Annotated in this window: 17 protein-coding genes; 7 read left to right on the plus strand and 10 right to left on the minus strand. The window is 59.3% G+C overall.

Going from position 1 to position 24847, the window contains the following annotated elements; all coding sequences use genetic code 11:
- Positions 1–28: 28 nt before the first annotated feature.
- The gene (locus BZL43_RS10355) at positions 29–4900 is read right to left on the minus strand and encodes an NEL-type E3 ubiquitin ligase domain-containing protein (RefSeq protein WP_095632215.1); all 4872 of its coding nucleotides are present in this window, start codon (positions 4898–4900) and stop codon (positions 29–31) included.
- Between the two features lie 317 nt (positions 4901–5217).
- On the opposite strand from BZL43_RS10355, the gene BZL43_RS10360 reads away from it, so the two are divergent.
- The 5 genes from BZL43_RS10360 to BZL43_RS10380 all read left to right on the plus strand — a co-directional run bounded on the left by BZL43_RS10360 (position 5218) and on the right by BZL43_RS10380 (position 13544).
- On the plus strand, positions 5218–7959 hold the full coding sequence (locus BZL43_RS10360) for an RHS repeat domain-containing protein (RefSeq protein ID WP_095632216.1): 2742 nt from the start codon (positions 5218–5220) through the stop codon (positions 7957–7959).
- 113 nt (positions 7960–8072) lie between these two features.
- Complete coding sequence (locus BZL43_RS10365) at positions 8073–9833, plus strand: ATP-binding protein (protein ID WP_095632288.1); 1761 nt, start codon at positions 8073–8075, stop codon at positions 9831–9833.
- Positions 9833–11158, plus strand: coding sequence for a sigma-54 dependent transcriptional regulator (locus tag BZL43_RS10370; protein WP_095632217.1), 1326 nt, complete (start codon positions 9833–9835; stop codon positions 11156–11158). The genes BZL43_RS10365 and BZL43_RS10370 overlap by 1 nt, the downstream gene beginning before the upstream one ends.
- 288 nt (positions 11159–11446) lie before the next feature.
- Positions 11447–12766 carry an MFS transporter gene (locus BZL43_RS10375; protein WP_095632218.1) on the plus strand — a complete coding sequence of 440 codons (1320 nt, stop codon included), beginning with the start codon at positions 11447–11449 and terminating at the stop codon, positions 12764–12766.
- A gap of 148 nt (positions 12767–12914) precedes the next feature.
- Positions 12915–13544 (plus strand): flavin reductase family protein, encoded by a 630-nt coding sequence (locus tag BZL43_RS10380; RefSeq protein WP_008069593.1) that lies wholly within the window; start codon positions 12915–12917, stop codon positions 13542–13544.
- On the opposite strand, the gene BZL43_RS10385 is transcribed toward BZL43_RS10380, so the two are convergent.
- Together BZL43_RS10385 and BZL43_RS10390 are read right to left on the minus strand one after the other, a co-directional pair.
- Positions 13545–13775, minus strand: a complete 231-nt coding sequence (locus tag BZL43_RS10385; protein WP_095632219.1) for a hypothetical protein — start codon at positions 13773–13775, stop codon at positions 13545–13547.
- A 41-nt stretch (positions 13776–13816) separates the two neighbouring features.
- Positions 13817–14170: a putative quinol monooxygenase gene (locus tag BZL43_RS10390; protein WP_095632220.1), complete on the minus strand. Its 354-nt coding sequence runs from the start codon at positions 14168–14170 to the stop codon at positions 13817–13819.
- Positions 14171–14575: 405 nt separating this feature from the next.
- Between BZL43_RS10390 and BZL43_RS10395 the strand changes: the two genes are divergently transcribed.
- Positions 14576–15505, plus strand: coding sequence for an AraC family transcriptional regulator (locus BZL43_RS10395; RefSeq protein WP_095632221.1), 930 nt, complete (start codon positions 14576–14578; stop codon positions 15503–15505).
- 126 nt (positions 15506–15631) lie between these two features.
- Here the strand turns inward: BZL43_RS10395 and BZL43_RS10400 are convergent, their stop codons facing one another.
- From BZL43_RS10400 to BZL43_RS10425, 6 genes are all read right to left on the minus strand, one after another.
- Complete coding sequence (locus tag BZL43_RS10400) at positions 15632–16687, minus strand: ABC transporter ATP-binding protein (RefSeq protein ID WP_008069588.1); 1056 nt, start codon at positions 16685–16687, stop codon at positions 15632–15634.
- A gap of 18 nt (positions 16688–16705) precedes the next feature.
- Positions 16706–17554 (minus strand): ABC transporter permease, encoded by an 849-nt coding sequence (locus BZL43_RS10405; protein WP_095632222.1) that lies wholly within the window; start codon positions 17552–17554, stop codon positions 16706–16708.
- Positions 17551–18459, minus strand: coding sequence for an ABC transporter permease (locus tag BZL43_RS10410; protein ID WP_095632223.1), 909 nt, complete (start codon positions 18457–18459; stop codon positions 17551–17553). The genes BZL43_RS10405 and BZL43_RS10410 overlap by 4 nt, the downstream gene beginning before the upstream one ends.
- A 95-nt stretch (positions 18460–18554) precedes the next feature.
- Complete coding sequence (locus tag BZL43_RS10415; protein WP_095632224.1) at positions 18555–19658, minus strand: ABC transporter substrate-binding protein; 1104 nt, start codon at positions 19656–19658, stop codon at positions 18555–18557.
- Between the two features lie 217 nt (positions 19659–19875).
- Positions 19876–21324: an aldehyde dehydrogenase family protein gene (locus tag BZL43_RS10420; protein WP_095632225.1), complete on the minus strand. Its 1449-nt coding sequence runs from the start codon at positions 21322–21324 to the stop codon at positions 19876–19878.
- Positions 21321–22958: a 5-guanidino-2-oxopentanoate decarboxylase gene (locus BZL43_RS10425; protein ID WP_095632226.1), complete on the minus strand. Its 1638-nt coding sequence runs from the start codon at positions 22956–22958 to the stop codon at positions 21321–21323. Before BZL43_RS10425 ends, BZL43_RS10420 begins: the two co-directional genes overlap by 4 nt.
- A gap of 159 nt (positions 22959–23117) precedes the next feature.
- On the opposite strand from BZL43_RS10425, the gene BZL43_RS10430 reads away from it, so the two are divergent.
- Positions 23118–23999 (plus strand): LysR substrate-binding domain-containing protein, encoded by an 882-nt coding sequence (locus BZL43_RS10430; protein WP_095632227.1) that lies wholly within the window; start codon positions 23118–23120, stop codon positions 23997–23999.
- Positions 24000–24133: 134 nt separating this feature from the next.
- Here BZL43_RS10430 and BZL43_RS10435 read toward each other — a convergent pair whose 3' ends face one another.
- Entirely contained in the window at positions 24134–24748 is a 615-nt protein-coding gene (locus BZL43_RS10435) for an NAD(P)-dependent oxidoreductase (protein WP_095632228.1), read from the minus strand.
- Positions 24749–24847 lie beyond the last annotated feature (99 nt).

Consider the following 24847-nt stretch of genomic DNA (forward strand, 5'->3'; position numbering starts at 1 on the left):
TCTCAGCCTTACTTGCCGCCCTTGGGACTTACAGCCACTTGATCATGGTTTCGCGTGTCAGCCTTCGGAGCAACGCTTTGCGCGCATCCGCCAGCTCAGTCATTTCCTGCTCATACTCCTGCTGCGAGATCGAACCGGCCAATTGCTGTTCAAGCAACGCTTCGGACTTTTCGTTATACAGCGCCGAATTCTGCTTGAAATCACGTGGATAACGGCCTTTAAGGTACTTGCGCCAGAAGCTCTGATCGATGATCCGGTTGACCAGCCCGTCCCCGGCTTCCAGCGCCAGAACCGACTGGTACGCCTGATCTATCGCCGCGTCATCGACTTCGGCCATTTCCCGAAACAGCATGCCCTGTGATTGCCAGGGTAACTCGAGCCTTTGCGCCAAGCCGGTCTGAAATGCCAGGTAAACCTCCACTTCATCTATGGTCCCAGTGACCTCGCCATCCTCATCGAGTGCCTGAAAACTTTCCCCAGCCTGCAACCTGCGCTGGATTGTGGCGCGGGCAATTTCGTTGACCTGATCCAGCCTGGACTTGCCCTTGGCCAAAGTGAGCAGTCCGGCCTCGATCTCGTCGGGAGTGGATGCCCGATAAGCCTCATGAACCAGCACTTTGCTGCCCATTTCATTGAAAATCTGCGCGCCCGCGTCCGCACAGGAATCGGGATTGATCGCCATGCGAAACAATGCTTCACGCAGTGGCGTACTTTCGGACGCAGCGTCAAGTGTTCGCCATACTCGATCAGCGAGCCCCGGGCGACGAGCTTCATCGACGTAGTCAGCTGATTCAGTGAGCTGCTCCAGTACCTCGAAGAAGCCTTGGGCCTCGGGTTCTTTTTCAAGTTCGTCCCACGTCTTTTGCCTGACCGTACGCTGTTGCCCGACAACACCTTCAAGCCAATATTCGCTGGTTTCCTCACCCTTAGGAGGATAGCTGCGAGCCGGGTCGTAGCCCACCGAGCGCATATAGTCCTGAAATTGCCTACGATTTTCGTCGGCGAGTTCGTTGCGGCTCAAGCGGGTCCGGGCAATCAGCCGTGCCTGCTCCGAACCGGGTGTGACTTGAGGTATCCGGTTGATCGGGTTGTCTTCCAGGTTCAGCTCGAAGGATCGCGGCCGCGTCAGCGCGAACAAACCTGGCGGCCAGTCGCTGACACCGGTCTGTTGCAAGTCCAGCATGCCAAGTTCGGGCATCCGACTGACGTCCGGGAGCAACGTCAAAGCCGGGTTATTGCTCAGTCGCAAGGTTTCCAGGCGGGTCAAGCCTCCCACATCAGCCGTGCTTTCCGGCGTCAGCCTCAGCTGGTTGTTCGACAGGTCCAGCACCTGAAGCCTCGACAAGTGCTCGCGCAGTCGGGGAGGTCTGATCAACAGGTTATGACTTAGATCCAGCACCTTCAGGTTGGGAAAGTGCTGCAAAAAACCGCTGATATCGGTGTGCAGCGCGACATGCCGAAATTGCAACGAAGTGACGTGACCGAAGTCGGCGTTCAGCGCCGGCAGATCCTCCAAAAAATCGCCTGTCCAATGGAAATTCAAATCCAGTGCGTAACCTTCGGGCAAGGCTTGCCCCCCGGCCTGCCAGCACTGCTTGATGGCCTTGGCAAATCGGCCCTTGTGATAACGCTGATCCATCGGCATGACGTCGCCTCTCTCGATCGCCGCCCAGTCATCCAGACGCTTGCTTAAGCCTTCGAATTCCAGTTCACGCCCCCTGATAGAAGCCAGTGCCTGGGCCTCGGATGCGAATGACTGCATGAACTCGGCAAACCCGTGCGTCGTGGTGCCCGGGTAGAGTACCTTGAAGCGCTCCGATGGACCGGGCGTCCCACTCTGCTCGATCGCCATCGCTTCATAGCCTTGCATCCCGCCCCGCAAACGCATGACCGCCGGATCATAGGCAGGCTTGCGGATCGGATGTTCCAGCACAACATTGCGAAAGGCGTCGCGGCTCAACGGCGCCAATTGGACAGCCTTTTTCAACTGCCTCCCTTGACCGATTTCATGACCCAGCGCCCTGCGCTCGGAGTCAGGCAGAGCCTGCAGTATCGAGGTGTAAATATCATCGACGCCATGCAGGGAATTGCCTTCGTCGTCATAGGACTGAAAACCCCCTTCATCGGTTAACACCAGCACTTTGCGAACAAGCGCCTCAACAGGGCCAATGCTGTCGAGCAATGGCCCGCCGAACGAAATGCCGCGCATTTCGATACGAACATCGCCCGTCCAGCCCGTCAGTGTCTCCAGGCTATGTAACGTCAGGCGCGCGGTGTCGAGGTTTTCGCTCGACTCAAGGTATAGCCCTTCATAAGCCCGGGCCACACGTATCTCGAGCCTGGCGGCGCGGGCTGCCTGCCGCAGCCGCAACGGCACATGCCCATCGTCGCTCAACTGCTGGAGTTCCGCCGGGCTGGCGTTGACTAGCAACTCTTCCATCACAGTACGTGGCAATTGCGCAAAATCATCGCCCAACAACTGAACGTAGGGGCTGACGTTCACCTCGGCAAGACCTTCACCGAACGCGTAACGAGCCTCGACCCGTTCGGCTTTTTTTGTCTCTGCCAGCCGGGCCACCAGGGCGCGTAATCGGCTAGCACGCACTTCAAGGGCGATAGGCCCGGCGCCAAACTCTTCGTGAAGCAGGACTTTGATCTCCTGTTCTTCGAGGATTGTCAGCAGCGTTTTTGCCAGATCGTCGTGGCCGGGTCGACCTTCATGAATCTGCAGCAACGAGCCGCTCGGTTCAGGCTCATATTGCCAATGCACCTTGCCCTGGCTGTCCAGCAATTGCACCGCTCTGGCCCTCGGCCAATCACCATGGCGCGTCAACAGTTCCAGCTGGGTTCGCAAGTCAGCCTTGCCATAAACCCTGGGATCATGGCTGCTCATCCGCTTGATAAAAATCTGCACATCCTGCTCGGCCCTGAAGCGCTTGATAGTCTCGACCAGAATTGCCGGAGGGCGCTCATGCTCGACATGCAGCTTGCGCAATACGTCTTCTTCTATACCGCTGACAACACGGATCTGCTCCAGGGTTTGGTCGGTAAATGTTTCGACGCTGTGCCCCAGGCGCCGCATCAACGTTGCGCCCTGCCATGCCAGAGGACGTTCGGCTTCGTGGCTCCAGGCGCCGAGACCGTTATGGGCAAGCCTCGGCGCATACGCATCAGCTCGGGTGGGATGTTGGATACGATACCGGTCCAGGCCTGGCTCCTGCCTGACCACAAAGTGTTTGCCATCCAGCGCCAGCACATCCTGCCCTTGATGCTTATAAAGACCGTTGGCCTCAGGGCGGGCGTTTTCCCCGAGGATCCGTGGCTGTTCGTATCGCGCAAGATCAGGGTGCCACAAACGCGACTGACCATTGCCCGTTTCGACGACTTTCAGTCCCTCGACAAACAGTGATGGTTTGTGGGGCAATAGCGCACCCGCCACTGCCCCCCCTTCCGCGAATATCCCCAACTGGACAATGCTTTCTGCCACCCCGATCAAATGCCCTGCGGCCTCGATCCGTTGCCCCTCTGACCATTCAACGATTCCTTCGAACGTTTCATCGAGCAACTGGAATGCGGTATAGGCCAGCATCGCTTCACCGAGCAACGGAACGAAGGGTGTCGCCACAAAAGCCGCCACCTCAAGCACAGCAGCGGCGACTTTCTGCAAGCTGTCCCAGCGCGCCCAACGCGATTTCAGATCTTCATCATCGGTGGACACTGCAATTGCCCGAGCATCATTAAGGATTTTGTTCAGTTTCTGCTGGAAGTCATGGCTCCAGAAATCAACGCTGATTCGCGTACACACCATCCTCAGGTTGGGGTTTTCGAGCGGCTCTTCCCGCCACGGCGGGATTTGATCAAGTGCGGTTTGCGTATGCCACCGGACACTCGACAGCATCTGGTTCAAGTGCGCGAAAAAAGTGCCCCGCTGCTGCTGAGGCACGAACCGGCTGAAAAAGCGCTGATACTCGGGAACACGCAGCTGACAGGTAAGTTCGGCAACGAATTGCGCCGTGGAAGGGTACTGTTTGACTGGATGTTCGGGGTCGTGGGGGACGTAGACAATGACCTGTTCGGTATGGCGACTGAGTTCGAGATCTGCTGCAATCAGAACAATGCCGGTCAGTTCGGCATCCATCATCGCCAACTCGTAGCAGTGCATCCGCTTGCCATGCAGCGTAGGGACGGGCTTGCCCTCGATCAGGCTCAGAAGCAACTGATGAGTGGGATGATCGATATCCTTCTTCATCAGTGCCAGAACACTGGCAGCGTGTAATGCCGCCTTATCGCTGGCTTGGATTCGAGCCTGCAATACCGCCCTCGCCACTGGATTGGCAAACCCCATGAATTCCTTTAGATAAGCCTGGTATTGCGCGCCTATATCCAGTTCACGGCATAACGCGGCAAAGGCCTCGATAGAAAGTTGATGTTTGATCGGCAAAATATCGAATTGCCCAGAGGGAGAAGGCCGGGTAATGAAGGCGCTGGCCGCATCAAAATAACCCGCCCGGGTTTCGATGATTTCAAAGTTATGCAACGCCGCCTCAAGTAATGACAAGGTTCGAACATCGAATCCGCCCACCTGCCCCTTGGGACAGTAGAGCCGCAAGTACGTCGTATGAACATCGAGGACGATGTTGTACTGGTTTTTCAGCGCCTCAGATAATAAAGACCGTGCAAACACGTCGACTTCCTGAAGCCTGCCCAGGGTTTTATCCCTGTCGTTCTGTACTTCCCAACTCCTGTCGTGGGCCAACTTCATCTCTCGACGCAGTGCCGCCGGTGCCGATATATACCAGGATGGAGAAGGCCCGGCAGCCCTCTTCAAAGCGGTGCGATTTTCAGATGAAGTGGTCAACAACCAATGGGGAACGGTCTTGGCGATGAAATGGCTTGGCATACTATGGCCGACAGTTTCAGCCAATGAAGCGTCTGTAAAATTATCGAGCGTTCGAACATTTAACACGTGTACTTTTCATCCATGAATTATTGAATGTCCGAGCCTACCCAACATTCTGCCTTTCACTCCTCCTTATTTATTTCAAGACATTAATCCCGCAACGGTCACACCATCGACCCAACCATAGTCTTTTTTACACCTGTCATATCTGACAGGTTACGTCCCCGAGTCGATTTGCTACTGTCGATAACAGGTCGCACAGCAATAATGCGTGCTGCGCTGCAGGTACCGTCGTCTCAGTACCGGATGGGTATCCAATGAGCTTCGACATTCACAGCCATACACCCGTATTGAGCGTCATTGACAGCCGTGGCCTGCCCATTCGCCAAGTCGCTTACCTGCGTAAAGCGACCAGTGACACACTGCAAACCCTCATCGACCGACAACACCATGACCTCGCCGGCCGGTTAATCGAACAATGGGACCCACGCTTGTTCGGCACTGCGCCCAAGGCCAACCTCACCACGATCTACAAACTGTCGGGCCAACCCCTGCTGGTGGACAGTGTGGACGCCGGTTGGCGCCTGAGCCTGCCCGGCCTTGCCGGTCAGCCATTGCAGCGCTGGGATCAACGCGGCAGCCACTGGCAAACTGATTATGACCGTCGACTGCGTGTCGTCGCGTTGCATGAACACCCCTCGGGGCAACCCCAGACTACAGTCGAGCGATTCACCTACGCCGACGGCGCAGCCGACGCCAGCCACAACCTGCGGGGGCAGATGATTCACCGGCAAGATCCGTCGGGCACGGTGACTGTCGACAGCTTCAGCCTGCAAGGCCAGCATCTCAGGGAGACCCGCACTTTCCTCGACGCCAAGGCTTACACCACCGCCTGGTACTACAGCGCCAGTGGACAGCAATTGACTCAGGTCGATGCCGCCGGCCATCGGCAGTACTCGCGTTTCGATGTCGCCGGGCAACTCAAGGACATCCGACTTCAGCTCTACAATGCCCTTGTCGCTCGGCCCATCCTCACCGACATGCGCTACAACGCCGCCGGCCAGATCGAGTCGCAAACCGCCGGTAATGGCGTCGTCAGCACCTGGACCTACGACCGGGCCGATGGGCGCTTGTGTACGTTCAAGGCACACAAACCGGGGGATCCGATACGGCAAGACATGAGCTATTTCCACGACTGCGTCGGCAATATACGGCGCATCGAAGACCACACGCTGACGACTGTATTCTTCGCCAATCAACGGGTAGACGGCCATCGCGAGTTCACTTACGACTCCCTCTATCGATTGACCAGCGCCAGCGGTTTTGAGGGCGACAGCCCGAACCTGCAGCCGGGCTTGCCGCCGCTGATGGACCCCATCGACCCCCTTCGCCGCTTCAACTACAGCCAAGCGTATGACTACGACGAAGGTGGCAACCTGACCCAATTGCGCCATATCCGCGCTGGCAACAATCACACGCTGCAGATGCGCATCGAGCCTCATGGCAACCGAGGCCTACGCTGGGCGGTAAACGATCCCGAGCCGATATTCGATTCAGCGTTCGATGCCCATGGCAACCTGCAGTCACTGCGACCCGGCCAACCATTGGTCTGGAATCACCGCGATCAACTCGCCATTGCCTGCCTGGTGGAACGGGACAACGCGCCCAACGATGAAGAGATCTACACCTACAGCCAAGGTGTACGGGTGTCCAAACACTTGGTCACCCAGGCCAAATCCGTAACCCACAAGCGAGAAGTGCGTTACCTGCACGGCCTGGAAATCCGTACCCTCGATGACGACGAAGAACTGCAGGTCATTACCCTGCCCGGCAATGTGCGTTGCCTGCACTGGGTCAAGGGTATTCCATCAGGCATCAACAACGATCAACTGCGCTATAGCCTCGACGATCATCTGAGTTCCAGTACCCTGGAGCTGGATGAGCTGGGCGCCCTGATCAGCCTGGAATTTTACTACCCGTTTGGCGGTACCGCCTGGTGGGCGGCACGTTCGGCGGTGGAGGCGGATTACAAGACAGTGCGTTATTCGGGCAAGCAAATGGATGTCAGCGGGCTTTACTGTTATGGGCTGCGCTATTACGCACCGTGGTTGCAGCGTTGGATCAGCGCCGATCCGCAGGGGGATGTGGATGGGCTGAACCTATACGCCATGGTGGGGAATAATCCGCTGCTTTATGTGGACGGTAACGGTGGATCAAAGGAAAAGCATGACATCTATAACTACGCACTTTTCATTTCAAGCCTCGCCTCAAACGCCAATACAACCAAAAAACAAATCGAGGACATTCTGGCCCGAAGCAACATTTCCAAGAGTCTGCTGAAAAACATGTTTGGCGAAAGTCTGAACGCTACAGCTGCCTTTTTTGGTGGCTTCTATGGTAGCGAGCTACTCGGTGGCTTGCTGCCCGGTGCCGATATCAAACTTGATTCCTTTACCGTCGGTTTTTTCGGTGGAAATGCCGGTGGCGATTTGGCTGCGGATTCAGAGATAAGATTTCATTCGCCCAAACTGGTACGTCCACTCATACCGCAAACATCAACCATGTCCATTGCCGAGATTGACCGCCAGGCGGGCATCGATAACAGCAGCGACGCTAATAGCGCCCTGGAACAAGGGATGCGCGTATTCATTGGCAGATTTATTGGCTCGGTGGTTCCAGGCGTCAGTGTTGTACTTGCTCTGGGTTCGCGGGTCCAGGAAGCAGAGGACATCAAGAGCGGCCTCTCGCCTATGAAAATCGATAAAATCCAGACGATGCTCAGTCAATGGCAAACCACCATTGAACAACGCTGGGCGGCAGCACAAGCCAACTTCAAAAAGTTGGGGGCCGACGTCATCTACCCCGCTGACCTATTACCCAACGTGAATAACTTGATGCCTAAAAGTATGCTCGCTCCCATTCATCGGGGCCGTCTGGAGCAGCAAACCAAAGTCACCTTGGCCATCATAAACCGCACTCAATACTTTGTGGATGCCTACAAAAAATCCCGAACCACAGATAATCAATTTATGGAAAGGCAACGAAAACCCCCAAAATAACAGCGAAACACAGGGCAACCACCATCCGACCAGGATGCAAGGGAGTGTTGCAACGGTGACAAGCCATGAGGGCATGCTATCGTTCGCGCCCGTTTTCCAGTGTTTTCGATAGCATGATTCCGACTGCTCGTACCCTGCGTTTGTCGTTATATTGCCTGCTGATTCTCATCGGCGCGGCGCTCGCTGCCACCCTGGCCATTCGTCACGCCGAGCGTCAGGCGCTGGAAGAAGACGCCGCCCGCGCCAGTCAGCAATTGGCGTTATACGCCAACGCCCTGCATACGCTGATTGAACGCTATCGCGCCCTGCCTGCCGTCTTGGCGCTGGACCCGCAATTGCGCGCCGCGCTAAACGGTGAAGTGAGCCCCGAAGAGCAGCTTGCATTGAATCGCAAGCTGGAAAAAATCAACGGCGCCGCGCAGTCCTCGACCCTCGAATTGCTGGATCGCACCGGCCTTGCGGTCGCGGCCAGCAACTGGCGCCTGCCCAGCAGTTACGTCGGCCACAATTACGGTTTTCGCCCCTACTTCAGCCAGACCCGCACCCAGGGCACCGGGCGTTTTTATGCGGTAGGCGTCACCAGCGGCATTCCCGGTTACTTCCTGTCCAGCGCAGTGACCAGCGACAGCGGTGAGTTTCTCGGTGCCATGGTGGTCAAACTCGAATTCCCGGAACTGGAGCGCGAATGGCGCCAGGGCAGCGACACGTTGCTGGTCAGCGATGCACGCGGGATCATCTTCATCGCTAACCAGCCGGGCTGGCGTTATCGCCTGCTGCGGCCACTCAGCACCAGCGATCACACCGAGCTCAAGACCACTCGCCAATACGACAAGCAGCCACTGACCCCGCTTGAATATCGTTCGATACGACGCTTCGACGACAACAGTGATTTGACCCGGGTCAATGGCCCCGAGGGCAAGGCAGATTATCTCTGGGAATCCCTGCCGCTGGCCGCCGAAGGCTGGACGCTGCATTTGCTGCGCCGCCCGCAAGTTGCTTTCGAAGACCTGCGCAACGCCGGGCTCGCGGCCGCCGGGGTGTGGCTGGCCATAGTGTTTCTGCTGCTGTTCCTCAACCAGCGTTGGCGCCTGGCAAAATTGCGCCAGCGCAGCCGCGAAGAACTCGAACGACTGGTGGAAGAACGCACCCGGGATTTGCGCACCGCCCAGGACGGTCTGGTGCAATCGGCCAAACTTGCGGCGCTGGGGCAAATGTCGGCGGCACTGGCCCATGAAATCAACCAGCCACTGACCGCCCAGCGCATGCAACTGGCGACCTTGCGCCTGCTGCTCGATCACGGTCGTGTCGAGGACGCTTACAAGGCGCTGAAACCGGTGGACGATATGCTCACCCGCATGGCCGCCCTCACCGGCCACCTGAAAACCTTCGCCCGCAAAAGCCCCAGCGGCCTGCGTGAACGGCTGGACCTGGCGGCGGTGGTCGATCAATCCTTGCAGTTGCTGGATGCGCGCTTGCGGGATGAAAAGGTCAGTCTCGTGCTGCACCTGACGCGCCCGGCCTGGGTGCGTGGCGATGCGATTCGTCTGGAACAGGTGCTGATCAACTTGCTGCGCAACGCTTTGGATGCGATGCACGACAAAACCTGCAAACGTCTGCAAATCCGTCTTGAAGCCGACGAACAGCTCTGGCGCCTGACCGTCGCCGATAACGGTGGCGGCATTGCCGAAGAACATCTGGCGCAAGTCTTCGATCCGTTCTTTACCACTAAACCGGTGGGCGATGGCCTGGGTCTGGGCCTGGCCGTATCCTTCGCTATCGTCCACGAAGCGGGCGGTCGCTTGAGCGCTGACAATGGCGAAAACGGCGCGGTATTCACCTTGACGTTGCCTATAGATCTGGAGGTCCCCGCCTGATGCTCAACTCGGTGATGGTGGTCGATGACGAAAGCAGCATCCGCAGTGCTGTCGAACAATGGCTGAGCCTGTCGGGGTTCGAGGTGCAGCTGTTCAGCCGCGCCGACGAATGCCTGGCGCAACTGCCCAGGCATTTTCCCGGGGTGATTCTCAGCGATGTGCGCATGCCCGGCATGACAGGTATGGAGCTGCTGGCTGAAGTCCAGCGCCGCGATGCCGATTTGCCGGTGATCCTGCTGACCGGTCACGGCGATGTGCCCATGGCGGTCGAAGCGATGCGCGATGGTGCCTACGATTTCCTCGAAAAGCCCTTCAGCCCGGAAGCCCTGATGAGCAGCCTGCGCCGGGCGCTGGACAAGCGTCGACTGGTGCTGGAGAACCGCGCATTGCATGAGCAGGCGGACAATCGCGCCAAACTCGATGCCACGCTGCTGGGAGTGTCCCGTGGTTTGCAGAGCCTGCGCCGCCAAGTGCTGGATTTGGCGATGCTGCCGGTCAATGTGCTGATCCGTGGCGAAACCGGCAGCGGCAAGGAATTGGTTGCCCGTTGCCTGCACGACTTCGGTCCGCGCGCCGACAAAGCCTTCGTGGCGCTCAACTGTGCAGCGATTCCCGAGCAGTTGTTCGAGGCCGAACTGTTCGGCCATGAGAGCGGCGCATTCACCGGTGCCCAAGGCAAACGCATCGGCAAGCTAGAATACGCCGATGGCGGCACGCTGTTTCTCGATGAAATCGAAAGCATGCCGCTGGCCCAGCAAGTGAAACTGCTGCGGGTGTTGCAGGAGCAGAAGCTTGAGCGCCTGGGTTCCAACCAGAGCATCCACGTGGACTTGCGGATCATCGCCGCGACCAAACCCGACTTGCTGGATGAAGCCCGGGCCGGACGCTTTCGTGAGGATCTGGCCTATCGATTGAACGTCGCCGAGTTGCGTCTGCCGCCATTGCGTGATCGGCGCGAAGACATTCCCTTGTTGTTCGAGTTCTTCGCGCGAAGTGCCGCCGAACGTTTGGGACGCACTTTTGCGCCCTTGAGCGGGCCGCAACTGAGCCATCTGCTGAGCCACGACTGGCCGGGCAATGTGCGCGAACTGGCGAACGTCGCCGAGCGCCAAGTGCTGGGCCTCGGCGAACCGGAACCGGCGGGAATCGACGCAGGCCAGTCACTGGCTGCGCAGCAAGAAGCCTTCGAAGCCCATTGTCTGCGCGCGGCACTGACCCGGCATAAGGGTGATGTGAAAGCGGTGCTGGAAGAGCTGCAACTGCCGCGCCGTACCTTTAATGAAAAGATGCAGCGCCATGGCCTGACCCGCGAGATGTTCATCTGACACAAAACGCCCCTCCCCGCCCCCCCCAGATCTGTAGAAGCGAGGCTTGCCCGCGAAGCTTTTGGCAGTCTTGATGGCCTCTTCGCGGGCAAGCCTCGCTCCTACAGGGGGCCAGTTCGTGCGCGGAAATCCGCTCGTTACCTTGTGCGCAATAAGCGGATTTCCGCTCAATAAAATCCGCTACCCCCTCTAAACCGGCCTTCCTCTGCTTGGCACAGCTCCTGCTATAGCTCCACCAGGCTGCGTTTTAACGCGCTCCACAAAAACAATTAAACGAAGGATCCTTCAATGGATAACTCCAACGCCCTGCCCCTTGGGTCGGCTGCCGCGCCAGCCACAGAAAGAACCACCGCCAGCCGGATCAAATCGATCTTCAGCGGCTCTGTCGGCAACATGGTCGAGTGGTACGACTGGTACGTCTATGCCGCCTTCTCCCTGTACTTCGCCAAAGCCTTCTTCCCTAAAGGCGACACCACCGCACAACTGCTCAACACCGCCGCGATCTTCGCCGTGGGCTTCCTGATGCGCCCGATCGGTGGCTGGCTGATGGGGCTGTACGCCGACAAGGCCGGTCGCAAACGCGCATTGATGGCCTCGGTGTACCTGATGTGCTTCGGCTCGCTGCTGATCGCCCTGAGCCCGGGTTATGAAACCATCGGCATCGGCGCGCCGATCCTGCTGGTATTTGCCCGCCTGCTGCAAGGTCTGTCGGTGGGTGGCGAGTACGGCACCTCGGCCACTTACCTCAGCGAGATGGCGACCAAGGACCGTCGCGGCTTCTACTCCAGCTTCCAGTACGTAACCCTGATTTCCGGCCAGCTCATCGCCCTGGGTGTGCTGATCGTGCTGCAAAATATCCTGACCACCGAAGAGCTGTACGCCTGGGGCTGGCGCATTCCGTTCGCCATCGGCGCGCTGTGTGCCGTGGTCGCGCTGTACCTGCGTCGTGGCATGGAAGAAACCGAGTCGTTCACCAAGAAAGAGAAAGCCAAGGAAAGCGCCATGCGCACCTTGCTGCGCCATCCCAAGGAACTGATGACCGTGGTCGGCCTGACCATGGGCGGCACGCTGGCGTTCTACACCTACACCACGTACATGCAGAAATACCTGGTGAACACCGTCGGCATGAGCATTTCCGACTCCACCACGATTTCCGCGGCCACACTGTTCCTGTTCATGTGCCTGCAACCGATCATCGGCGGGCTGTCGGATAAAGTCGGTCGTCGTCCGATCCTGATCGCCTTCGGTATTCTCGGGACCCTGTTCACCGTGCCGATCCTGACCACCCTGCACACTATCCAGAGCTGGTGGGGCGCGTTCTTCCTGATCATGGCAGCGCTGATCATCGTCAGCGGCTACACCTCGATCAACGCGGTGGTCAAAGCCGAGCTGTTCCCCACAGAAATCCGTGCGCTGGGCGTCGGCCTGCCCTACGCACTGACGGTGTCGATCTTCGGCGGTACCGCTGAATACATCGCGCTGTGGTTCAAAAGCATTGGCATGGAAACCGGTTACTACTGGTATGTCACGGCGTGCATCGCGGTGTCGCTGCTGGTGTACATCACCATGAAAGACACCCGCAAACATTCGCGGATCGAGACGGACTGAGTCCGCCCGCGCAATAAAAACAGGGGCAGACTTTAACGGGTCTGCCCCTTTTTATTTGCCCGCTCCCACAGTGATCGAGGATGGGCTGGAAATATGCTGCCGGTCCTTGCACCATGATCACCCCCCGAACGCCCCAGGAATTCACGGTATGCCCGACGACATCCACTTCTACGAACCTGCCAACGGCCACGGTCTGCCGCATGATCCGTTCAATGCCATCGTCGGCCCGCGCCCTATCGGCTGGATTTCTTCCCAGGACGCCAACGGTTGCTTGAACCTGGCGCCCTACAGCTTTTTCAATGCCTTCAACTACATTCCGCCGATCATCGGGTTTTCCAGCGTCGGGCGCAAAGACAGCCTGAACAACATCGAGCAGACCGGCGAATTTGCCTGGAACCTGGCGACCCGGCCACTGGCCGAACAAATGAACCAGAGCTGCGCCATGGTCGGGCCGCAGGTCAATGAATTCGAACTGTCCGGGCTGACCACCGTGGCGTCGAAAATCATTCAGGTGCCACGGGTCGCCGAAAGTCCGGTGTCCTTCGAGTGCAAGGTCACACAGATCATTCAGTTGCAGCGCGCCAACAAGGAAGTGGTGCCGAGCTGGCTGATTCTCGGCGAAGTGGTTGCCGTGCACATCGCCAAATGGCTGTTGAAGGATGGGGTATACGACACCGCCGCGGCAGAACCGATTCTGCGCGGCGGCGGGCCGGCGGATTACTTTCAGCTGGGGCCAGAAGCATTGTTCAAGATGTTCCGCCCCGGGGCGGTCAAGTGATTACCAGAGCAAGTCGGCGTCTTCTTTAACGTCTTTGAGGCGGGTCAGTTCTTTGGCCGCGGCCTCGTCGGCTTCATGAGCGGTCTTGAAAATCCGGTCTTCCAGCACTTTGTGAAAAGTCGGGGCACCGGAACCGCCCAGGGCTTTGACGGCAATCGCGGCGTGGTAACCGCCCTCGCCCGGTACTACTGCTGAAACGGCTTCGAAGTGTTCAAAGGCTTTACGTGCCATGTCGCGGATCCTGGCTAATGGAGAGTTGCGCCATTAAACCCTCAACCGACGAGTTTGTGTACCGCTGCCTGGGACTGGCCAAGGGCCTGGGCCGCCGAGACATCCTTGAAGGTATGGAAATCCAGGCTATTGACCACCAGCTCCTGCACCAGCTCGGCAAAAATCTGCATCGCCGGGCTGCCGAAGTAAGCGGTCATGGCCTGTTGGTTGTCCCAGAAACCGGACACCAGCCACAGCTCGGGATCGCACTGCGAGTACTGCAGGGAAAAACTCAGGCAACCCGGCGCGTTGCGCGACGGCTCGATCAGGGCGCTCAGGCGCGCACCGAGTTCTGCCGAACGCCCGGCGCGGGCGCGAATGAAGGCCATATGACTGACGGGGATTTGCGTAGACATGTTCAACCCTCCCAGGTCATCCAGTGGCAGCCGGGGACGGGCTGCGACAGGATCCAAGATTAGGCGGCGCGCACTGGTCGTCGTTAGTCGATTCCTGCCGACGCATTGCACAATCCTGCGAGACTTGGCTCAACACCTGTAACAACCTGTAAAACCCGTCACACCACTGTCACACGAGCTTTGTGTAGGAGCTGCCGAAGGCTGCGATCTTTTGACTTCTGTTTTTAAGGTCTAGAGATCGCAGCTTTCGGCAGCGCCTACAGGGGGAGGTTTGCGTCAGCTGACGGGGCGATACATGAAGCTCCGTGCAGAATCAGGCAAGCTTTTGGCAGGATGTGTCTACCGCTGCCCCTTGCACAAATTTAAGCTCAGCCCATTACCAACGCGTCACCGAGGATGCCCAGCATGTCGTCGCTCGATCACTTTCAAGCCCCGCTGGATGCCGACATGGAAAAACAGCGAGCGGAACTGGCCGCCCTCATCCGTCGTAACACGATGGAGGATGGCACGTACGCCACCGCCGTCGATTCGCTGTTCATGTCGCGCCACAGCAAGAACCATGATTTCGCCCCGGTGCTGGCGCAACCGGCCCTGTGCATCATGGCCCAGGGACGCAAGGAAGTGCGGCTGGCGGATGAATACTTCAATTACGACCCGCTGAATTACCTGGTGGTCTCGGTCTCGATGCCGTTGAGCGGGCGGGTGGTGAATGTCTCGCCGGAAGAACCGATCCTCGCCGTGCGACTGGACATCGACCCCGCGGAAATCAGCGCGCTGATTGCCGATGCCGGCCCCATCGGCGTCCCTACACGGCCCACCGGCCGCGGTCTGTATGTCGAGCAGATCGACACGGCAATGCTTGACGCCGTGTTGCGGCTGGCACGTTTGCTGGACACACCCAAAGACATCGCCATGCTGGCGCCGCTGATTCGTCGGGAGATTCTGTATCGGTTGTTGCGCAGCCAGCAGGGGCATCGGCTGTATGAGATCGCGATCGCCAACAGCCAGAGCCATCGCATCAGCCAGGCGATCAAATGGCTCAACGGCAATTATGAGCAACCGCTGCGCATCGATGATCTGGCGCGGGAAGTGAACCTGAGCGTGTCGACATTGCATCACCGGTTCAAGGCGATGACGGCGATGAGTCCGCTGCAATATCAGAAGCAGTTGCGCCTGCAAGAGGCGCGACGGCTGATGCTGGCCGAGGGACTGGAAGCTTCGGCGGCGGGTTATCGGGTGGGGTATGAAAGCCCTTCGCAGTTCAGCCGGGAATACAGCCGATTGTTCGGCGCGCCGCCGCTGCGGGATCTGGCGCGGTTGCGGTTGAGTATGTAACAGGGTTAACACACAACCCGTAGGAGCGAGGCTTGCCCGCGAAGGCGATTTCATATTCAACATTAGTGTTGGCCAATAAGACGCCTTCGCGGGCAAGCCTCGCTCCTACAGGTACAGTGGTGTTTTTTAGGCGCTGAGTACGCGGCAAGCCTCAGCCGGCAAGGTCACCGACACCGGATTGCCAATGCTCAACCCGACTCCCTGACACGGCGTGCTCAACGCGGTAAACGACACCCCGGAACACTCGACGGTGGTTTCTATCGTCGCCCCGATATCCCGCACGAACGTCACTTTCCCCAGCAAGCGATTGCCCGCTGTGGCCTGGGGTTGCGACAGTTGCAGATCTTCCGGGCGAATCAGCATTTTCACCTTTTCCCCCACCACAATGCTGCTGCAAATAGGCACTTGCAGCGCATCGCCACCGGGCAAGCTGACCTTGCCGTTGCCCAGCGCCGTGGCCGGGAAAATATTCCCCGAACCGATAAAGTCCGCGACGAATTCATTGGCCGGATGCCGGTAGATTTCAATCGGCGAGCCCACCTGCTGCACGCGATGTTCCCCCAGCACCACCACGATGTCGGCCATGGTCATGGCTTCGCGCTGGTCGTGGGTAACCATGATGGTGGTGATGTTCAAACGTTGTTGCAGCTGACGGATTTCCACCTGCATCGACTCGCGTAGCTTGGCGTCCAGCGCCGATAGCGGTTCGTCGAGCAGGAGGATTTTTGGCCGCGAGGCAATCGCCCGGGCAATCGCCACGCGCTGACGCTGACCGCCGGAGAGTTTCGCCACCGGGCGATCAATCATTTCCTGCAGCTGGATCAACTCCAGCAACTCCACCACACGCGCTTGTTGATCCGCCTTGCTGACCCCGCGCAGTTTCAGCGGATAGGCGATGTTTTCCCCCACCGTCATGTGCGGGAACAGCGCCAGCGATTGAAACACCATGCCGAAATTACGTTGATGCGCCGGCGTATGGCCGATGTCTTCACCGTCCAGGCGAATCTCGCCACCGGTCAGGGTTTCCAGCCCGGCGATCATCCGCAGCAAGGTGGTTTTGCCGCAGCCCGAAGGGCCGAGGAAACACACCAGTTTGCCCTCGGGCAAATGCAGGTTCACATCCTTGACCGCGCAGGCCGAGCCGTAATGTTTCTCGACGTTTTCCAGAATCAGACCAGTCATATGAATCACCTCAAGAAATCAGAACGAAACGCCACCTTCGCCAACCAGCTTCTCCAACGCCCAGATGAGGACGAAGTCGATCAGCACGATCAGCACGGCAAACGAGAAAACGGTAGGGTCGAGCGAAGACACGGTGCGGCTGTACATCCAGATCGGCACGGTCATGACGTCGATGGTGTAGAGGAAATAGGTCACGGTGAATTCGTTGAACGAGACGATGAACGCCAGCAGCATGCCCGCCAGAATCCCCGACTTCATCAGTGGTACTACCACATCGACAATCGCCCGAGTCGGTGAAGCGCCGAGCATCTGCGCGGCCTCTTCAACTTCGCTGCCGATGGAGAGCATCGCCGCGGTGCAGTTTTTCACCACGAACGGCAGCGCCAGAATCACGTGGGCAATCACCAGCCGCGAGGTGGTGATGTGGAACGGCAGGCTGTCGAACACCAGCAGCAAGGCCAGGCCCAACACCACCATCGGGAACACCAGTGGCAGCGACATCAATTGCAGTGCCACGGCCTTGCCGCGGAACTCGCAACGGGTCAACGCATAGGCTGCCGGCACCGCGATAATCGTGGCGAAAACCATGGTCAGGCAGGCCACCATAAGGCTGGTGGTCATGGCTTTGCCGAGGCTGAGCACATCGCTGGCGTCCGGCGACACGAAGGTGTTCCAGGCGGCTTTGTACCATTGCAGGCTGTAGCTGCTGGGCGGGAAGTCGAGGTTCGACGCACCGCTGAACGACATGACGATCATGGTCAGAATCGGCAGCACCGCCAGCAGCAAGATGAAGCCCGACAGGATGCCGGCGAACTTGCCGGTATCGCCTGGCAGCAGCGAGTGGCGCTTCTTGATCAGGGTGCTCATTGGGAAGCCTCCAGCATCCGCCGACGACGGCCAGTGATGTATTCGGACAAGGTCATGATAGCCAGGGTGGTGACGATCAGCACCACACCGGCAGCGGACGCGGCGGGCCAGTTCATCAGCGGAGCGATCTGGTCATGCACCATCACCGCCAGCATCGGCACGCGCCGACCGCCGAGTAGCAGCGGCACCACAAAGCTGCTGGCGTTGTAGGCAAACACCAGCGTCGCGCCGGTGATGATCCCCGGCAAACTCATCGGCAACACCACTTGGCGAAACACCTGCAAGCGACTGGCGCCGAGGGTGGCGGCTGCTTCTTCGTACGTGCGGGCGACGCCGCGCATGGCGCTGGCAATCGGCAGCACGGCCAACGGGAACGCGGTTTGCACCAGGCCCATCAACACGCCGTTCTGGTTGTACAGCAGCATGATCGGCCGCTTGATCAGGCCCAGCCCCATCAGCGCCTGATTGAGCATGCCGCCGGGGCCGAGAATCACCAGCCAGCCGTAGCTTTGCAGCAGCAGGTTGACCAGCAAGGGCAGCAGCACCGCCGCGAGGAAGATCCGCCGCACAAACGGTGAGGTCAGCCGTGACATGGTGTAGGCCACCGGGATCGCCAGCAGCACCGCAATCACTGCGCTGATCAGCGCCAGGCGCAACGTCAGCAGCAACGATTTGAGGTAATAGGGTTCCAGCAATTGGGCGTAACTGGCCAGGCTGAAGCCGGACCACTCCGCGCCTTTGGTACCGACGCTCATGCGCAGCACCAAAAGGCTGGCGGCAATCAGCACGCCAAGAAACAGCATCGACGGCGAGAGAAAAAGCCACGCACGCGTCGTCGGTGAGACACCCCGGTTGATGCGCACGGGTGCGGCGCTTACCGGGTGGGTCAGAGGTTGGTGTTCCATAGCAAGGGTCTCGTCAATGGAAAGCAGCTGAGCGAACACAACCTTCAAAACCACAGCGTTTTGCGGTGTTCTAAAGACTTGTGTTCGCCACTCGATCAGGAAGAAAAGATTTCCGTGTAACGACGAATCCATTGGTCATGCACGGTGGCCAGGAAGGCGTTGTCATGCATGATCGCCTTTTCGGCAATCTGCTCCGGCGTGAGGATGTACGGGCTCTTGCGCGCTTCGGCGGAGATGATCGCCTTGGCGTTGACCGGGCCGTTGTAGATATCTTCGGCCATCTTGCCCTGCACCAGCGGGTCCAGAGAGTGGTTGATGAAGGCGTAGGCCAAATCGATATCGCCCGGACGATTCTTCGGCATCACCGACAGCATCAGGTCGGTATAAAAGCCTTCCTTCATGCCGAACGTGGCGCCCAGGCCGTAGGACGAATCGCGAATCTGTTTAGGGAAAAACGCCGGCGCATACAAGCCGCCCATGTCCAGGGAACCGGTGCGGAACAGCTCGGCGATCTGGTTCGGGTTCTCGCCCAGGGTCACGACGCGGTCTTTCAGCTCGGCGAGCTTCTTGAAACCTGGCTCGATGTTGTGTTCGTCACCACCGGCCAGTTTGGCGGCGATGATGATCAGGTCCATGGCCTCGGTCCAGTTCGGCGGCGGCAGGAAGATGTTCGGCGACAGTTCGGCGTCCCACAGGGCGGCATAACTGTCTGGCGCCTCCTTGATGGTGCGGGTGCTGTAGACCAGGCTGTTGCACCACAGCAGGTAACCGATGCCGTGACCGTTGGCGCCAGTGCGGTATTTTTCCGGCACATCGATCAGGTTAGGGATGCGGTTGAGATCGGGTTTTTCCAGCAGGTTGGCGGCGGCCAGACCTTCGGCGCCGACGCCGGCCAGGGTGATAATGTCGTACTGCGGGCGATCACCGCCGGCCTTGAGTTTGGCGACCATCTCCGAGGTGCTGCCGGTGCGGTCGGCGATGACTTTGCAGCCGTACTTGGCTTCGAACGTCGCGGCGATATTGCGCAGTGCCGCAAGGCCGGTGTCGTCGGACCACGTCAGCAAGCGCAGGGTTTTGCCCTGGAAGCGTGTGTCGCTGGCATTGGCCTTGATGAACGGCATGCTCATGGCCGCCGCAGCCACGGACGCTACGCCCACGGTTTTGATGAATTGACGTCTGTTCAGATCGTGCTCGCCCATGAAGGACTCCCTTTGTTTTTTTAAGTATGAGGTTGGTCGCAACCGTTGCATCCGCGCGGCCAGATCGGCTGAAGTCCCCGGTTTCAAAGGACTTTAGCTTGACCTGCGGGTTCATCCTGAGGTCGTGCAAAACACCTGACTATCGATAAAAACTCATTGAAGCCATGACGCTGGCGCATGCCTCATCGCGAGGCATGCGTTCACCTTTTTTGTGCTGTCAGACGGCCCGAATCACGTGTTTGATTTCCTGGAAAGCCTGCAAACCCCACGGCCCCAATTCGCGGCCGATGCTGCTCTGTTTGTAGCCACCCCAGGCGGTCTGCGGGAAGATCACCTGCGGCGCGTTGATCCACACAAGCCCCGCCTGCAAAGCGTTGGCGACCCGATCGGCCGCGTCGGCATCACGCGTAACCACGCTGGCCACCAGGCCGAACTGGCTGTCGTTGGCCAGGGCAATCGCCTCGGCTTCAGAGGTGAAACTGCGCACGCAAATCACCGGGCCGAAAATCTCTTCGCACCACAGCGCACTGTCGAGGGGCACGTCGATGAAAAGAGTCGGCTGCAAAAAATAGCCGCGGGGCAAATCTGCCGGGCGATTACCGCCGCAGATCAGCTTCGCGCCGGCACTCAAACCGCGATCAATGTGACCGAGCACGCGCTGGTATTGCGCTTGGTTGACCAGTGCGCCCATTTCCACGTTCGGGTCGAACGGGTCGGACACGCGAATGGCTTCGGCGCGTGCCTTCAATCGCGCGACAAACTCTTGCGCCAGCTCATCGGCCACCAGCACGCGACTGGTGGCGGAACACATCTGCCCGGCGTTGAAGAAACCACCGCCACAGGCCACTTCCACCGCCAACTCGATATCGGCATCGGCGAGTACCAGCAGCGAGGATTTGCCACCCAGTTCCAGGCTCACGCCTTTCACCGTTTCTGCCGCTCGCTGCATCACCTGCACGCCCACCGCGTTGCTGCCGGTGAAGGAAATCTTGGCGATACGTGGGTCAGCCGACAGCGGCGCACCGACGGCCAGGCCAGTGCCGCAGACCAGATTGAACACACCGTCTGGCAGACCGGCCTCGGCAATGATCGTCGCCAGTTGCAGCTCTGGCAGCGGCGTCACTTCCGACGGTTTGAGCACCACGCAGCAACCGGCGGCCAGGGCCGGGGCGAGTTTCCAGGCGGTGGTGACCATCGGGAAATTCCACGGCACGATCAGCCCCACCACACCGCACGGTTCGCGGCGCAAACGGGCGCTGAAATCATCGCTCGGCAACGCCACGGCGCTGTCTTGCTTGGCGTCCAGGTCTTCGGCCAGCTCGGCGTAATACTCGAAGGTGGCAATCACGTCGTCGACATCGATGGCCGCTTCGAACAACGGTTTGCCGTTGTTGCTCGACTGCAATTTCATCAACTGCTCGCGACCGGCCTGCACGCCGGCGGCGATTCTGCGCAGGATCGCCCCGCGCTCGACGCCGGTGGTTTTCGACCATTGTTTGAACGCATGGGTCGCGGCTGTGACGGCCTGATCGACGGCCTGCGCATCGCCGCCATTAACGGTGGTCAACAGGGCTTCGGTCGCCGGGTTGATCACGCGCAGATGTTCGTTGCCGGCGTCCCATTGGCCGTTGATGTACAGGCCATCCAAAGTAGTTGGAAAACTCATTGCGACACCGCCCTCATCCACTCGGTCTGGTCGATTTCAATCAGGGTCGGGCCCTGGCGATCGGTGGCGAGGCGCAACGCATCGCGCAATCCGTCCACGCTGCTGACCGCTTCGGCCGCACAGCCCAGGGCCTTGGCCACACCGATGAAATCAGGGGTGTAGATGTCCACGCCCACTGGCTCGATGTCGCGGTTGACCATGTATTTCTTGATCTCTTCGTAACCCTGGTTATTCCACAGCAACACGATCACCGGGGTGCGGGCTTCCACCGCACTGGCCAATTCCGGCAGAGTGAATTGCAGACCGCCGTCGCCGATCAGGCACACCACCGGAGGGCGCGCGCCGCCTTCGACGCGGCCACCTAACCAGGCGCCAATCGCCGCTGGCAAGGCGTAACCGAGGGTGCCGTAACCGGTGGACGAGTTGAACCAGCGGCGCGGGCGCTCCGGGTTGAAGGTCAGGTTGCCGGTGTACACCGGTTGGGTCGAATCGCCGACGAACACCGCGTTCGGCAATTCATGCAAAACGGTTTCCAGGAAGCGAGTCTGGGCCAGCGTCGGGGCGTCCCAGGATGCGGCCAATTCATCGCGCAAACGCGCGGCACGTACCTGGCCCCAATCGTTGCAACGCTCGGCCAGCGACTGGTGGGACAGCGCACTCAGCAAGGCCTGGGCGGCGTTGCGCGAGTCGGCCACCAACGCGACTGTCGGCGGGTAATTACGCACGGTCTGGTCAGGGTCGATGTCCACGCGCAGCAGCACGCCAGGAATTTCGAAGCCGCCGGCAAAGGTGATGTCGTAATCGGTTTCGGCCAGTTCGGTGCCGATGGCCAGCACCACGTCGGCCTCGGCGACCAGCGCGCGGGTGGCCACCAGGCTTTGGGTCGAACCGATCAGCAACGGATGACGGGATTCGAGCATGCCTTTGGCGTTGATGGTCAGGGCCACCGGTGCGTCCAGCCGTTCGGCCAGTTCGGTCAATTCGGCCGCCGCATCAATGGCACCGCCACCGGCGAGAATCAATGGGCGCCTGGCATCGGCCAGCAGGTCAGCCATGCGACTGATCGCACTAGGCGAAGCGCCGGCGCGATCGATGTTCACCGGCGCGCTGATGAGCAGGTCATCAGCCTCTTCGACCAATACGTCCAAAGGGATTTCGATGTGTACCGGACGCGGACGACCCGCCTGGAACAGCGCGAAGGCGCGAGCCAATACGCCCGGCAATTCAGCGGCCGACATCAAAGTGTGAGAGAACGCCGCCACACCGCCGACCAGTGCGCTTTGATTCGGCAGTTCATGCAGCTTGCCGCGACCGCCGCCCAATTGGCTGCGCGATTGCACGCTGGAGATCACCAGCATCGGGATCGAATCGGCGTAAGCCTGGCCCATGGCGGTGGTGATGTTGGTCATGCCAGGGCCGGTGATGATGAAGCACACACCCGGTTTACCGCTGGTGCGTGCGTAACCGTCGGCCATGAAACCGGCGCCCTGTTCATGACGCGGAGTGACGTGATTGATGCTCGAACGGGCCAGCCCGCGATACAGCTCCACGGTGTGCACCCCGGGAATGCCGAACACCTGCTCGACCCCGTAACCTTCGAGTAACTTGACCAATACTTCGCCACACGTCGCCATGTCTTTGCCCTTCTTGTTCGTTTGAGACGCCGGACCTGCGCAGTGTTTATGATGGATCGGCAGGTCCAGGGATGGCCTCATTGGAACGGGCGACACCTAGCCGCAACAATGGATAAAAAGTCATACTAGCCATGTCCTCACGTCATACCTTGGATCCCAATGAAACGACTGCCTCCCCTGCCGGCGCTGCACACTTTTCTGATCACCGCGCAGTGCTGCAACTTCACCCGGGCCGCCGAACAGCTGCACATCACCCAAGGTGCGGTGAGCCGGCAGATCGCCGGGCTGGAAGATCATCTGGGTTATGAGCTGTTCATTCGCCTGGCGCGGGGCTTGAGCCTGACCGCCGAAGGACGGGAATGGCTGCCACGGGTGCAGCAGATTTTCGGCCTGATCGACGAGGCCGTGGAGCAGATCGGCGAGAAGCGCGAAACCCTGCAACTCAAGGCGCCGACCTGCGTGATGCGCTGGCTGTTGCCACGCCTGTTGCAGTGGCAAAAGGAGCGACCGGATGTACCGGTGGAATTGACCACCACGGTCAAACACGGTGTGGACTTTCATCGCGAGCAGTTCGATGCAGCGGTGATGTATGGCCCGCCGCCGGACAATTCACTGGCCTCCCGGCATCTGTTCGATGAGCAACTGACGCCCGTGTGTTCCCGACCGCTGCTTGAAGGGCCGTTGGCTTTGCAGACACCGACCGATCTGCAACAGCACTTGTTGCTGCACCCCACCCGTGATGAACGGGACTGGCATGCTTGGCTGAAAGCCGCGGATATTCGCCTGAGCAATGTCGGCAAAGGGCAGCATTTCGAAACCCTGGACCTGGCGATGTCGATGGCGTCCCAAGGGACGGGCGTGGCGATTGGTGATTGGTCGTTGATCGGCGATGACCTGAGTGCCGGACGGCTGGTCATGCCTTTTGATTTGAAAGTGAAAACCGGGTTGGCGTATTACCTGGTGTTCCCCGAGAAACCGGAGCCTTCGCCGAAGTTGCGTGAATTGATGGGGTGGTTGGTGGAGCAGGCTCAATCGCGCTGAACCGAAACTCCTCGACAGATCGTTCCCACGCTCCGCGTGGGAATGCAGCCCGGGACGCTCCGCGTCCCATCAAAAGCCGAACGCGGAGCGTCCGTTGAGGCATTCCCACGCAGAGCGTGGGAACGATCAGACGATCAATACCCGACAGTAAACCGCTGCCGTGAATGTTTCGGCGTTTGCACTTCATCAAGCAGTGCAATGGCGAAGTCAGCAAAGGTAATCCAGCTGCGGCCTTCGGTACTCACCAGCAAGTCATCCTTGCCGACCCGAAATGTACCCGTGCGCTCACCTTCGACAAACTCTGCCGACGGCGACAGGAAGGTCCAGTCCAGGTCTTGTTCCTGACGCAGGGTATTGAGGAACGCGGCACCGGCGCTGGCCTCGGCCTTGTATTCCTCGGGGAAGCCTTCGCTGTCGATCACCCGCGTGCCATCCGGCAGCAACAGCGAGCCGGCACCGCCGACCACCAGCAGACGCTTGACCCCGGCCCTCTTCACTGGCTCGATGATCGCGCTGGCAGGGATGGTGGAAAAATGCGCAGCACTGATCACCACATCATGCCCGGTCACGGCGGCTTGCAAGGCAGCGGCATCGAGCACATCGACGTTTTTGCTCACGACACCGGCACGCGGGGCGATCTTCGAGGTATCGCGGGCGATGGCCGTGACGCTGTGACCGCGACGCAGGGCTTCTTCCAACAGTTGGCTACCGGCACGACCGGTGGCACCGATGATTGCGATGTTGCTCATGACGTTTCTCCAGTTGGTTTGGGTGCATCTGTTGATCGTTCCCACGCTCTGCGTGGAAATGCCTCAACGGTCGCTCCGCGTTCGGCTTTTGATGGGACG

It is taken from the genome of Pseudomonas sp. PICF141 (assembly GCF_002286815.1).
Taxonomy (GTDB): Bacteria; Pseudomonadota; Gammaproteobacteria; order Pseudomonadales; family Pseudomonadaceae; genus Aquipseudomonas.

What these genes read in the sequence shown, in the direction of transcription:
- BZL43_RS10365 (WP_095632288.1), top strand. Translation starts at nt 8,073, where the DNA reads ATGATTCCGACTGCTCGTACCCTGCGTTTGTCGTTATATTGCCTGCTG.
- BZL43_RS10370 (WP_095632217.1), top strand. Translation starts at nt 9,833, where the DNA reads ATGCTCAACTCGGTGATGGTGGTCGATGACGAAAGCAGCATCCGCAGT.
- BZL43_RS10435 (WP_095632228.1), bottom strand. Translation starts at nt 24,748, where the DNA reads ATGAGCAACATCGCAATCATCGGTGCCACCGGTCGTGCCGGTAGCCAA.
- BZL43_RS10395 (WP_095632221.1), top strand. Translation starts at nt 14,576, where the DNA reads ATGTCGTCGCTCGATCACTTTCAAGCCCCGCTGGATGCCGACATGGAA.
- BZL43_RS10400 (WP_008069588.1), bottom strand. Translation starts at nt 16,687, where the DNA reads ATGACTGGTCTGATTCTGGAAAACGTCGAGAAACATTACGGCTCGGCC.
- BZL43_RS10425 (WP_095632226.1), bottom strand. Translation starts at nt 22,958, where the DNA reads ATGGCGACGTGTGGCGAAGTATTGGTCAAGTTACTCGAAGGTTACGGG.
- BZL43_RS10430 (WP_095632227.1), top strand. Translation starts at nt 23,118, where the DNA reads ATGAAACGACTGCCTCCCCTGCCGGCGCTGCACACTTTTCTGATCACC.
- BZL43_RS10420 (WP_095632225.1), bottom strand. Translation starts at nt 21,324, where the DNA reads ATGAGTTTTCCAACTACTTTGGATGGCCTGTACATCAACGGCCAATGG.
- BZL43_RS10390 (WP_095632220.1), bottom strand. Translation starts at nt 14,170, where the DNA reads ATGTCTACGCAAATCCCCGTCAGTCATATGGCCTTCATTCGCGCCCGC.
- BZL43_RS10385 (WP_095632219.1), bottom strand. Translation starts at nt 13,775, where the DNA reads ATGGCACGTAAAGCCTTTGAACACTTCGAAGCCGTTTCAGCAGTAGTA.
- BZL43_RS10380 (WP_008069593.1), top strand. Translation starts at nt 12,915, where the DNA reads ATGCCCGACGACATCCACTTCTACGAACCTGCCAACGGCCACGGTCTG.
- BZL43_RS10375 (WP_095632218.1), top strand. Translation starts at nt 11,447, where the DNA reads ATGGATAACTCCAACGCCCTGCCCCTTGGGTCGGCTGCCGCGCCAGCC.
- BZL43_RS10415 (WP_095632224.1), bottom strand. Translation starts at nt 19,658, where the DNA reads ATGGGCGAGCACGATCTGAACAGACGTCAATTCATCAAAACCGTGGGC.
- BZL43_RS10405 (WP_095632222.1), bottom strand. Translation starts at nt 17,554, where the DNA reads ATGAGCACCCTGATCAAGAAGCGCCACTCGCTGCTGCCAGGCGATACC.
- BZL43_RS10355 (WP_095632215.1), bottom strand. Translation starts at nt 4,900, where the DNA reads ATGCCAAGCCATTTCATCGCCAAGACCGTTCCCCATTGGTTGTTGACC.
- BZL43_RS10410 (WP_095632223.1), bottom strand. Translation starts at nt 18,459, where the DNA reads ATGGAACACCAACCTCTGACCCACCCGGTAAGCGCCGCACCCGTGCGC.
- BZL43_RS10360 (WP_095632216.1), top strand. Translation starts at nt 5,218, where the DNA reads ATGAGCTTCGACATTCACAGCCATACACCCGTATTGAGCGTCATTGAC.